Annotated in this window: 8 protein-coding genes; 5 read left to right on the top strand and 3 right to left on the bottom strand. The window is 57.4% G+C overall.

Translation table 11 applies throughout. The annotated features are described in order from the left end of the window. Window positions 1-52 precede the first annotated feature (52 nt). Entirely contained in the window at window positions 53-733 is a 681-nt protein-coding gene (locus tag IEQ11_RS16075; RefSeq protein WP_191822899.1) for an energy transducer TonB, read from the top strand. Between the two features lie 184 nt (window positions 734-917). Here the strand turns inward: IEQ11_RS16075 and IEQ11_RS16070 are convergent, their stop codons facing one another. After that, a complete protein-coding gene (locus IEQ11_RS16070; RefSeq protein ID WP_191822898.1) occupies window positions 918-2,660 on the bottom strand; it encodes a hypothetical protein in 1,743 nt (580 codons plus the stop codon). 518 nt (window positions 2,661-3,178) lie between these two features. Here IEQ11_RS16070 and IEQ11_RS16065 point away from each other — a divergent pair. Together IEQ11_RS16065 and IEQ11_RS16060 are read left to right on the top strand one after the other, a co-directional pair. Continuing rightward, window positions 3,179-4,030 carry a restriction endonuclease gene (locus IEQ11_RS16065; protein ID WP_191822897.1) on the top strand — a complete coding sequence of 284 codons (852 nt, stop codon included), beginning with the start codon at window positions 3,179-3,181 and terminating at the stop codon, window positions 4,028-4,030. Further along, a complete protein-coding gene (locus tag IEQ11_RS16060; RefSeq protein ID WP_191822896.1) occupies window positions 4,027-4,515 on the top strand; it encodes an ImmA/IrrE family metallo-endopeptidase in 489 nt (162 codons plus the stop codon). The genes IEQ11_RS16065 and IEQ11_RS16060 overlap by 4 nt, the downstream gene beginning before the upstream one ends. Window positions 4,516-4,677: 162 nt before the next feature. Here the strand turns inward: IEQ11_RS16060 and IEQ11_RS16055 are convergent, their stop codons facing one another. After that, entirely contained in the window at window positions 4,678-6,549 is a 1,872-nt protein-coding gene (locus tag IEQ11_RS16055; protein WP_191822895.1) for a DUF262 domain-containing protein, read from the bottom strand. 246 nt (window positions 6,550-6,795) lie between these two features. Beyond that, entirely contained in the window at window positions 6,796-6,987 is a 192-nt protein-coding gene (locus tag IEQ11_RS16050; protein ID WP_191822894.1) for a hypothetical protein, read from the bottom strand. Between the two features lie 519 nt (window positions 6,988-7,506). On the opposite strand from IEQ11_RS16050, the gene IEQ11_RS16045 reads away from it, so the two are divergent. Then, window positions 7,507-8,118: an imm11 family protein gene (locus IEQ11_RS16045; protein ID WP_191822893.1), complete on the top strand. Its 612-nt coding sequence runs from the start codon at window positions 7,507-7,509 to the stop codon at window positions 8,116-8,118. 51 nt (window positions 8,119-8,169) lie between these two features. Beyond that, window positions 8,170-11,733, top strand: coding sequence for a peptidoglycan-binding protein (locus IEQ11_RS16040; protein ID WP_191822892.1), 3,564 nt, complete (start codon window positions 8,170-8,172; stop codon window positions 11,731-11,733). The last annotated feature ends 39 nt before the right edge of the window (window positions 11,734-11,772 follow it).

Here is an 11,772-nt window from a genome sequence, read left to right as displayed (position 1 = left end):
ACGAACGCCGCGGCTTTCGTCGAACCTCAAAATCAAGGAACGAATCAAGGGAATGAACGACATGAAGCACGCATGCCGACTGGTCCTGCTCGGCGCGTTGATATTCCCGGCAAGCCAGGCCGCCGCGCAATACGCGAGTACCGACGGGCGCCTGGATCCGGCATCCAGGCTGCGGCAGCCCGTGGTCTACCCGCAAGAAGCGATCGACAAGTGCGTGAGTGGAACGACCGTGATCATCGTCGACGTGGACGGCGAGGGGCGATTCGTCCGCGCGGTCGTGGAGAAATCCAGCCGCGACCGGCACCTGGACAACGCGGCGCTGGAGGCCGCGCGCCACTGGGTCTACATCCCGCCCCGCAACGAGAAGGGCGAAACCGAGGCGGACAGAATCCGCATCCCGCTGGATTTCGAAGAACATGAAAGCTGCTGGACGAAAACCGTCCCCGATGCGCCGGCCTATCCCGAGGCGTCCTCGCTGGAGCGCTATCCGCCGCAGTGGCCCGGCACGGTCGAGGCGAACCAGCTCAGCGGCGAAGTGGTGGTGATGCTGCTGCTCGAAAGCGATGGCAGCGCGCATTCGGTCCGGATCGCGAAGTCCAGCGGCGATATGGCTATCGACCAAGCCGCCAGGTGGGCGGCAAGTCAATGGACCTACGTGCCCGCCGTGGTCGACGGCAAGCCGGTGCGTTCGGTGCTGCGCTTGCCCATCGCCTACGGCAACAAGCCGAAGTGACGGTGTCGCGGCCGATTTATCGCGCTATGCCTGTCGTAGCCAATGTTTTCGGAGGGCAGGGCAAGCGGCGCGGCGATCCGCGCCACGCCGCTTCAAATCATCATTGAATTAAAAACTTCGCCCGCCGATAGCCGAGCGCATTGCACCGTGCGAACAGTTCAATGCGCCCGGCGCGGGCCATGCGCTACGAAGTCACCAGCAGCTGAGAAGCTTCCTTGGAAATTTCCTGGCGGATACCGGCGTACTGATCGCCGGAAAGCTCCCGCAGCAGCTGATCCTCGATAAACACATTGGCGTTCTCGGTAAACGCCTTGAGGTATTTGTCCTCGTTGCCGGACTTGGACAGCGCGTCGACCACCTTGCCCTTGAGCAGGTCCGTGGCCGCGCCATCGGCCGCCTCGCCGGCGCCGGTTTCCAGAACCTTGTCCAGCGCGCGCACCGCGCCGCTGTCCTCGCCGAACACCGACTTGAACGACGAGCGCAGCCCGGTGCCCAGGCTGTCGCCGCCCGGCAACAGGCCGACGAACAGATTCATCATCGACTCCAGATCGGCCTTGCGCGCCGCGTCGTCCTCGGCCTTGTCGCTGAAACCGTCCAGCACCGCCTGCTCGGTCGAGGCCATGAGATGGGTCAGCTTCTGCGTCGCCTGCAGCTTTTCGTTTTCGTTGTCCGACTTCAGCGCATTGATGTAGTCCTTCGACCACATGTCCGCATTGCCCGCCAGCTTGTTCAACACCTCGGTGCCTTGCTCGTTGGTCGGCGACAGGCCGGTCAGGCGTTCCAGATTGGCCATGATCCGCACGTTGCGGGTGGAATTGGTCTCGCCGTCCTCGCCGATGCCCGATTCGCCCAGGCGCTTGGTGTCGAAGATCTCCGCGCCCTTCTTCAACATCAGTTCGTTCAAGGCTTCCTGACGACCTTCCTTGGGCATGTTCTTGTCGGTGTAGAACCCGTTGTCGCCGTAAGGATTGTTGGCCGACTGGGTGTAGACGTATTCGGCCAGATCGCCGGCATAACTGCGCTTGTCGTCGGAGTAACGGCTTTCCTTGTCGTTGGCGACCGCCTTGATGATCAGGTTCATCGGGTCGCGGTTATAGGCGTCCGACAGCTTGCTGTCGTCGCGGTTGAGCCACGCGTTCTCCGTGGTCACCTTGCTGAAGCCCTTGCTGATGTCGTCGATCACCTGCTCGCGCTTCTCCTTGTCCACGCCGTGCAGGATGTTGTTGATCACCGACTGGTCCGGCCCGGCGCGATCGGCCGCGTTGATCAGCAGGCCCAGGTAATCGCCGCGCGAATTGGCGTCCTTGTCGTTGCCGGGCGCGCCGTCGTTGATCTGGTCGATCGAGAACTTCTCGATGAACTTCGAGAACTCCTGATTCACGCCGCCCTTGCCGTCGTCCAGACCGGCCAGCAAGCGGTCGAACACCTCGCCGGTGTTGTTCTCGTTCTGGTAATCGGCGCCGGCGCGGCTGCCGGCCGGATTCTTGTCGACGATCTCGCCGTCGACGCCGCCCATCTTCAGGAAATCCCAGGTCACGTCCTTCTCGACGTGCCCGTTGTTGTAACCCGAGGCCAGACTGGACAGCACCGTCCTGCGATCGTCGGCGCTGATGCGGCCGTCGGCGACGAGCTTGTCGAGCCGATCGCCCTGCAACCACGAACCGGTCGCGCCCTTATCGCCATCGAAGATCGCGCCCATGAACCGGCCGCGGTCCTCGTCGCTGAGCTTGGGCAGAAAGTCGCTCGCCAGCGCATCCAGACGTTTGTCGTAATCGTCCTTCTTGTGCTTGATGTCGCCGACCGAATGCAGCTCCTTCGCCAGATCCTCCAGCTCGGAACGGCTGGGCGAATGATAGTTGTCGGCCTGTTTCTCGACGCCGAGCTTGACCGCGTCGACTATGCCTCGGATGGCATCCAGTGCTTCCATGATCGTCACCTGTGTTCACGGGGGAAGGAAGACGACATTCGCGCGACGGGCGCCACGCTCTGTCATGCATGACTGGAGCGTTGAATTTGTTTCGATCTAATTCAACTAGGGGATTCCCTAGAAAATTGGCTAAAACGGGATGGTTCGGTGATGTGAAGTGGGGTTGGGTCACATCTAGGGATATTGGTGGCTAGAGAAAAGTATGGCGGTGGCGTCTGTGTGTGGTCTGCAGAGTATGCAGACTGCATGAGTTTGCCTCTACAAGTCACTTTTTAGTCGATCCGCGATCCGGTTGATAGATGGGGTGTCGCTGGCCGTGGGGCGTTGGTAGCTCCTTGAGTGGCTTCGATGAAAAACGATTTTCAATTTATTTATCGCGCAACTTTTGGGTGTGGCTCGTGCATCGGTGTGAGGGGAAAGGGTAGTCTGGATGGAGCGCGTCAGCCCCTGGGGGCGTTCGTTGATCTCTTTTGAGATTAGGAGCTGCTTTAGTGAATGTTCCGTAGGCACGGAGAATCATGAGTACAACTTTGCGAGGCGATCAGTTTGAAAGTGATGTTTTCGCGCTGCTCTCGCGCGACATTTCAGAAGGAAGATTCATAGCTCCGAGCGATCGGTGCAGAATATTCAGAAAGAAAGCCTGCTACTCCAAGGACAGGGAGAAGGACATTGTCTTCGATATCGCGATCGAAATAAGTCTCCCTGGGCAGGCTACATATTCATCGCTTTGGCTAATAGAGTGCAAGAACTACGGGCATAGGGTGCCCGTGGATGATGTGGAGGAGTTTTTCGCTAAGACTGAGCAAATAAAGCCCGGAAAGACCTACGCGGTGGTCATCTCGACAAACTCATTCCAAGAGGGGGCGTTCAACTTTGCGCGTTCTAAAGGAATCGGTCTTGCTCGGTACTTCATTGCGGAATCTTTGCATTGGATTCTTACCAGGTCGCCATCGAGCTTGGCGGTTCGGTCCGATGCGAGTCTTGATTCGAAAATGGCGTATGACGGCCTGCGTCAAGAGGACTATCTGAGTCGCTATTACGACTTGTGCTGCTACTCAGGGGATATTTACAGCCATTCATTGAATGCTCTTTTTCTCAAGCTGCTTAGGCCCGAAGAGGCTGTCGAGATTATCGGGATAATCGGAGGGGCGCGAGAGCGAATCTCGTCGGGACTTTTCCTGGTTCCTTTCCTTCACGCGAAAGAGATCGAATCTCGTTGCCAGATGCTTCGGGATGCTGTCGGCTACAAACGCGGTAGAGTATCGCTTGAGGCTATTTGCAATTACTTCCAAGAAACTTGCGGTCTGGAAGTGCGTGAGGCCAGCTTGGCTTCAGGGTGCTTGGCACTATTTCATTCGACACCACGGTGATCGAGATTGATAGGGCGCAAGCCGAGGGAGAGAATCGAGCACGCTTTACGCTCGCTCATGAGCTTGGGCATCTGGAATTGGGTCACTCCAGATACATGAGGAGAGATGTCTGTCACGTCGCTGATATCGATTTAGATGGGTTTGCGAGGATAGAGATCAAGGATATTGTTCGTATGGAGTGGCAGGCGAACTATTTCGCAGCAGCCTTGCTTCTGCCTCAAAAGCAACTTATCGAGTCGATGAATAGGATTGCTTGGAAGGTCGGTGTTAGCCCTCGCGGACGTAGCCACCTATACCTGGATCATCAACCTTGCAACATTTCAGATTTTAATAGGATCGCGTTGCCACTTACCGATGTATTCGGTGTGTCGCGTAGCGTAATAAAGATTCGCTTGAAGGGGCTTGGCTTGCTGGTAGAAGAGGAGCGCAGTACTCCTTACGCTGACGAACTAGCTAGCGAAGCACTGCGGCGGAATCGAAAGTAGGTCGGTCGTTGTTGTTTTTTCACGACGGATTGCTTTTCGTAGACTGCACCGACCACGACCAAATGCATCACTGAGTAGAAGGCTGGGACGGCTTCTTGAATGCCCGCCCAAGCCTGGGGCTAGATTAGAATAATTTGCGCTGCCCTGAGCGGCCCAACGGGGTCAAGGACTCTGCCAAATCAACCGCCCGACTTCCGCGTATGCGGCTGCCCGAGTGCTTATGTCGGCCTTACTAAATTTTGCGATCGGTCCAAAAGTGACGAGCGGATTATCTGTCAAAAACTCGGCAAACTTTGGGTTGTTGGTATAGACGCCGGAATCGAGTGTTTGCACAAGCAGGTTTTCATTGGCATATACGGCTAGCTTTTCCCTGTAGGGTTTCGCTTGCAGCGAGCGATTGCGTGATCTTGGAAGCAAAGCTAGGGCGCCAATTCGATTCCTCTGATCCGAATAATCTCTTTGATCTGCAAATCCGTGCGCCGCGGGCAACGTTGCTGGGTCGAATTGAAATTTGAGAAGGTGCTCGATATCGAAAGTGCGCGAGCTCTTGTCACGGCGCCAGTACGTTTCAAATCCAACGGCGCCAACTAAATCACAACTGGTCTCCAAGTAGCATGCAATACGTGACAACACATAGAGCAAGTGGGATCGATTGTCATTGCGATAGTTATAACTTAGCTCTGCTAAGCGAGGAATTATCGGCGCGTATCGGCCCCAATGATCGCGTACCAGAGCTTCTATTCCAGCTACGTCTTTACCGCGCACTTCCTTTGCAAGGCCAAAAGATAGCTCCTTGAGGTTGTCGTAATTGTTTTCCTTGCCTTCGATTGTGCGAGTGGTAAGAATTAAATCAATCAATCTGGAGACGAGGGCGATTTTCCGACGCCACTCGCTGCCCTTATCACTTTCCGCGACTGCGGCGAGAAGCACCATCGACTGGAAACTATATCGGCGAGCTGAGTTGTAATACACGTGGTCAAAGCCGGCGGACAAAGTCTCCTCTGCCTCTCGGATAAAAATGTAGACCTCTGCGAATTTTGTTATTTGATCTCTAGCGAAAGATAAGTAGTCATCCGCCGTTTTTAAGCCAATGCGCGCTGTATTTTCGGTGAACCAGCGATGGTATGCGTCACCGATAATGTCGTAATCTCCGGCAGCATCGCCCTTCGACTTGCCTCTGATGGTCTCACCCCACTGGGCCCGAAAGAAGTTGCGAAAGAAGAGCGAGTCCTCCTCAGGATCGATAGCTCTAAGTTTGTTGACTGTTTCGACCCACGCCTTATGCGCGACCTCAACTTCAGCCGCCGTATGTACTCGCGAAAGTATTTCGCCCTTAAGCAGGTCAATCGGTCCTAGTCGCAAACCACGATCATTCATCGTGACGAAGACGCGATGCGCTTCCGACTCTTTCGCTACCGAAATATCGATCAAATACACGCGCTCGATGACAAAATCGATAAAGTAAGCGATGTAATCGAAAGATCGCTGATCGAGCAAGGGTTCAGTAGCCCTCAGTGCTTCAATGATCCGTCGATCTCCGTGATCGAGATCATTAATTTCTTCCGCCGCGTCAAGCGCTTCTACTGCCGTTTTGGTGACATCAAGATAGTAATCAAAGATCTGCCGTCGGGCGTCTGAAAAACCTATCACATAGTCGCGGACACCAAAGCTGACACTGCCCAGGTAATTTTGGAGATCCGCTGCTGCCGTAATACCCTTCTCTCGCGAGTACCTGTCCAGATATGCCAATAGGACAAAAGCAGATGTCAGACGCTGTTGGCCATCGATCAGTGGCTTCTTACCCGCGGACTCACTCGATGTGATCACCGATCCTAAAAAGTACGGCGAATAGTCTGCTACTTGAGACCGGCCGTGCCCGGGATCGAAGGATTGTAAAAAGGCGTCTTGAATATCGTTAATCAGTTCTTCGTAATGACGTGGCTCCCACTTGTACTCTCGCTGAAAATGCGGAAGGGAATAACGACTGGAGAACGCGACTTTTAGATTCTGAGACTGCGGCGTGACGTAGGCCATGACTTCCTTGGCAATGGTTGAGTGGGGGCGGGGCTAGAGCCCACGAAATAGACAACGTCGTACGGTGTTCAGAACGGCCGATGCCCGTCAGGACGGCAGGCCAAGCAGGTAGCGGCGCGTCGCTTGCCTATGTCGAGAATATGCCAACTTTGGCTGCATCTCTTATAGCGCCAGGGAGTTGGGGGTGCCCCGGGAATCGGTAACTTCGGTAACCGGCGTAATATTCCACTTCTTTTTTTAGTAAAATCAACAAGTTGACAGAGGGGGGCGGTAACCTTTCCGGTAACTATGAGGTAACTGGTTATCGTTCTTGGAGGTAACTTGTACTTTTTTAAATCCTTTAAAATCAGTAGCTTGCGTTTCGGTTGCCGAAGGGTTACCGATGGTTACCGCTATGCGGTAACCACCAATTTCTTTATTGATCAGATAGTTATCCATGGTTTTCTGGCGAGGTTACCGAGGTTACCGATTCCCGGAGGCCACCCACGCGACCGGTATGGACGTCTGCCAGCGACTTGCAGAGCACGCCACGCATGGAAGCCGTGGTCCGGCCCGGTCCTGCCGCCGAAACCGCCCGTTGGGTGCGTCACTCTGCGTCGCGAGCGCCGAGCGGTCCGATCCGCGTCCGAGAGTGTCTTTGCCTGTCTTTCGTGCTGGTTCGCATTTGAGTCGAAAGCTGCACATGTAGTAGGAAGGCGTGGCGGGGTCTCGACCGCGCGCCAGCTCGTTGAACGGGTCCGCCCGCAGGGCGCTCGGCGAGCCTCGCCCACAAGAGCGCCCGGACCTGGGCGGTAGCACTCGTTGCGCGTACCGTCCCGATCCACTCAAGTGATGGTGTTGTCCGATAGCCGACTAGGAAAAATCTGACGCGTCTGAGCGGCCACTGAGCGATACTCAGGCAGCTAAGCGTGCCCCTCAGTTCCCCGTCTATTTGGCGGTGCCGAAATGGATAACGGTATGGACAGTCAAGCAACGGTAGAAACGATTTACGTATTGCGTCCCTCATTCTCAGGCCGCGGACCAGGTCACGGCTTGGTATTCGCCAATCTAGAAAGCCTGCTTGCGCCGCCGCGCAGAATCCTTCGCCCAACCGCAGGGGGTTTTCCGCCTTTGAGGGAAACGCCTCTCCTGATTCAGGAGCAATCAGGCAAAGCGACTCTAGACGATCTTGAAGCGTCGTTTAGTGGCTACTGGCTTGTGTCTGACCGTTTGAAAAACGCTTTTGAGGATAATGACCCTCAGGGTTTCGCATTCGCTCGATGCGATGTAAAGATGGCCGACGGTTCTGACGCGGGCGAGCGCTATCTATGTGATGTTCTCCGCGTCATAGATGCATTGGACGAGGAGCGATCTGAAACAAGGATTGATGTTGGCGATGATTTCGTCAATGGAAAGTTTTACCACGTCACAACGGGTTCAAGCCTCATCTTTAGGCGCGAGGTCATTGGATCGGCGCATACGTTCCGCACTCCGTACTCAGGCTTCGTCTTCTGCGACGAATCAATGCGCGCCGCGTTAGTTAGTGGTGGCTTTAGCGGCGTTGAGACTGAGGACGCAAGCGATTACTAACAGTTCGTTAGGGCAGCTAATCGCCTGCTATTGCGCAAAGGATATGCCGCTATGACTGAGTCGCTGGATCACGCATTCGAACTACATCATTGCATTGAGCAGAATAATGTTTTTGAAAGAAGCGAACTGCTGCAAGAGTTGAAGCGCAATGGGTTATATGACGTAGACAGCTCGCGAAATACCGTGTATTTGCCGAGCGAGAAGGCCCTTGGTGCGCAACTTGGTATTTCGCCGCATCCCGGCGGACATCTTCATTCCTATACCAAGATTGTAGTGGATGAATTGGAGAAGATCGAGCGCGGGGCCGATTGGCAGTCATACATGGAGCGAGGTGACAGCGACGCCATGCGACGCGTTGCGCAACGGGTGCATGTCCTCGAAGACACATTGAAAACCGCATTGGTTAATGGCGACCTATATACGAACAATACACACGGCATTCCCAACGCCCAGACACTTAAGGCCAATCAGAACTTTCAGCGTTCCATCGACGGTTACGGAGTGAGTCACGCTGAACAGATCGCGCAGATAGGAAGACTAGAGTCGCCTGAAGCGCAATGGGTTAGCGTGCTGCAATCTGAGCAACAAACATTGCGCGCGACAGAGATTGTGAACCGCCCGGGATACAAGCCCGCGGGTGGCGAGGAATTCGATGGGCACGCGTCTTTGCGTAAGGCGATAAATCAGGCGCATGCGGGTGGTCGGCTAGATGTGTCGGTCCAGGCCACTTCTGAACTTCGACAAGCTTTCAGCCCTCATGTTGCACAGGCTGATGCGCGAGAAGCGGCAACGGCAGGTCGAGCAGCAGCACGTGGCGCTGCACTCAGGTCGCTGGTCGTCGGTGGAGTGGCGATGAGCCTCGCCGATGCAGCAGACGCAAGCGAGCGCATTTCTTCGTCGCTGGACCAAGACAATCCGCTCGCTGCCAAATCCCATGCAGTTCATTTTGCCGGGCGCGGTGCTGGCGGCGCTATTGGTGGCGCTGCCGCCGGTCTGATTGCGGGCTCTTGGACCGGTCCTGGCGTGCTTCTAACGGTCGCTGCTGGTGCGTATACCGGCAGTGAGGCCGGCGAGAAACTCGCAAAGATGTGGGATAACCGTCAGGTCTATCACCAAGCCCGCGACAACGTGTCGTGGGAATTCACCGGCCGACAGTGGGTGCGCGAGCGAACGGCGGACATTTCACGTGATGATAGAAGCAATGCGGAAGTAACAACGTTCGCCGCGCCACCGGAGAAGGCTCGGGAACTGTATTTGGATGCGCTCAACGCGGCGACTGCGTTGGAACTTAAGAATGTACCGCCGCCGCGCACTCCGTTCACTCAACCGCAAGCGCTGGGGGATACCCCGAGCCTCGATCCTGCGTCTTGGACGCGCAACAGCGGCACCGACCAATGGGAACGCAATGTGGTCGTGGGCCGGCTCGATCACGCCGCCAACGCCACTCGGCGCGAAATCGCATCGCCAGAGCGGGCGGCCGAATTGGATCGGGCCGCCGACCAAGTCATCCGGGAAAACATTGCCAGCGGTCAGGCGCCCATTGCGGCCCGCTACGAAATAGCCTACCGGGCCAGCGGGTTTGATTTGGTGGGCGAGAAATTACCGGCCGCGACCAATGTGCTAACCGAAGGCAATCTGAGGGCGAGCAACGGCGATCTGTACCGGCGTGACGAGAGCGGTCAATGGTTGAGCCTGGACGGAACTCCCGCCGCTGGCAATCTGCCCTTGGAACTGGAGCGGACGAACACGGCCTTGCAACCGCAGCTGGCCCAACACCGAGAGTACGTCGCATCGCTGGCGCCATTGCAACCGCCGTCCACCGACGTCGGAGACCGGGACCGCGCGATTTTGTTGGACACGTACTTGCAGCGCGGCGTGGAGCCGACGCAACAGCATATGGACGCGGCCATGCTCGCCATTGCACGCACGCGCGAGGCTAACGATATTGCGCCCGGCATGACGACGTATCAGCTTCAGCCCAACGCCAAAAAAGGATACGACGTCACCAGTTCGATCGCGCACGTCTACAACTACTCAGACGGCGTGCCACGCATCGCAGCAGTCACGACCGCAGCGGAAATCGATCAGGCACGGGCCGAGGTGCAAGGCCGCGCGGCGCCGATCCCAGACACGCCCGAACTACGAATCGAAGCGCTATCGCCGCAGCAGCATGACGCCCAGGAACAAGCACTTCGCGAAGCGAAACGCATGGGACTATCACGCGATGATGTCCAGTTTGCCGCCCAGCATGCAGCGGCAGCGGCGATTGCAGCGGATCGCGAACCGGAAATCGTGATTCTGCGTGATGACATCCGCGTGCGTGCTCCGACGCCTGAGCCCCGGCGCGAGCCTAAGTCGCCATCACCCGAAATCAGCAAGTCACCGCCGCCGATTGCCGCACCCGAGCCCCTGGCGGAGCAACGCGAAGCGCAGGCACCTACCGAAGACGCGCGCAAGGCCACCGAGCCAGCGCATGCCGCCGTAAGCGAAGCTCAGCCCCCGTTAGCACCGCCCACGGCTCAGGCAGCGACGCAGCCCGCACCCGGCACGCCCGCCGCTCCTGTCGCGTCGGATGACGCGTTGCAACGCGGCAGCGAGGGGCAGGATGTGGCATTGCTGCAATACCGCCTGGATCGCATGAGCTATCGCGGGCCGGGAGAAACACCCCTGCCGCAGCATGGCCGGTTTGACGCCGCTACCGAGCACGGCGTGCGGCAATTTCAAGAAGCCAATCGCCTGCCCGCCACGGGCATGGTGGACCCGGACACGGTACAAGCCCTGGCGGTCGCGCAGCAGAGCCGCGCGGTTCGCCCGGCGCCTACAGAGCAGCGGGAAGAGCCCGCCGCGCCCGCTCGCGAGCGGGCGCCTACCGTGCAGGCTCAGGACGCCGCGCCTACGGCAGTCGCGCCGCCGCCCCTATCTATGCCGGATCGCCGCATAGAAGCGCACGAAGCGTTAGAGCCTGCGCCGTCTCAGCCATTGGAATCGAACCACGCTGCGGCGCTCTCTACACGGGAGCATGGGGCCGCCAATCCCGCCCCCGAGCGCCTGCCGGCATCCGATGTAGGCCCGACCGAGCCGGACCACACGTCGCGGCAGTCCGAACCGGTTGGAACGCTCGCACCGCCGCTTGGCGATCACGAATCCGAACCCGACAGGCGCGCCGCGCCACCCAAGCACGCCAGCGGCTCGCCCAGTCACGCCGAATCACAAGCTGGCATTCAACGCGCCACAGCCGATCCGACCGTTGATCTCTCCCGCTTCTCGCGCGAGGACCAAGCGATGATGGCGAAGATCCGCGAGGGCTCTCCCAACGGCATGTCCGATGAGCATCTCGCGGCGGCGATGTTGGCTGCAAAACGCAACGAAATACCCGATGCAGGGAGCATCAAGCTAGTCGCCGTGGTGGGGGACACCCTATGGATAGAAAAAAACACCCCAGGATTCCACACGCCCGCCGCAACGCTTTCGCAGCAAGCGCCGTCACTGGAAAATACGTTGCGCGAAACCCAAACTTTCAACGAACAGCAGGCGCAGCAACAAGCGCAGGCAAGGGAGTTGGAGCAGCAGCAACAGAACGAAAAGCAGACCGCAGCGATGCGGCCGCAACTGTAATTTATCTGTAGCCCTATCGGTTACGTCCAGGATGAAGCA

This window comes from Lysobacter capsici (assembly GCF_014779555.2).
Lineage (GTDB): Bacteria > Pseudomonadota > Gammaproteobacteria > Xanthomonadales > Xanthomonadaceae > Lysobacter > Lysobacter capsici.
This window is presented reverse-complemented; position numbering and strand designations above follow the sequence as displayed.

Coding starts and splice junctions, on each gene's coding strand:
- IEQ11_RS16065 (WP_191822897.1), top strand. CDS start 3,179: ATGAGTACAACTTTGCGAGGCGATCAGTTTGAAAGTGATGTTTTCGCG.
- IEQ11_RS16045 (WP_191822893.1), top strand. CDS start 7,507: ATGGACAGTCAAGCAACGGTAGAAACGATTTACGTATTGCGTCCCTCA.
- IEQ11_RS16040 (WP_191822892.1), top strand. CDS start 8,170: ATGACTGAGTCGCTGGATCACGCATTCGAACTACATCATTGCATTGAG.
- IEQ11_RS16055 (WP_191822895.1), bottom strand. CDS start 6,549: ATGGCCTACGTCACGCCGCAGTCTCAGAATCTAAAAGTCGCGTTCTCC.
- IEQ11_RS16075 (WP_191822899.1), top strand. CDS start 53: ATGAACGACATGAAGCACGCATGCCGACTGGTCCTGCTCGGCGCGTTG.
- IEQ11_RS16070 (WP_191822898.1), bottom strand. CDS start 2,660: ATGGAAGCACTGGATGCCATCCGAGGCATAGTCGACGCGGTCAAGCTC.
- IEQ11_RS16050 (WP_191822894.1), bottom strand. CDS start 6,987: ATGGATAACTATCTGATCAATAAAGAAATTGGTGGTTACCGCATAGCG.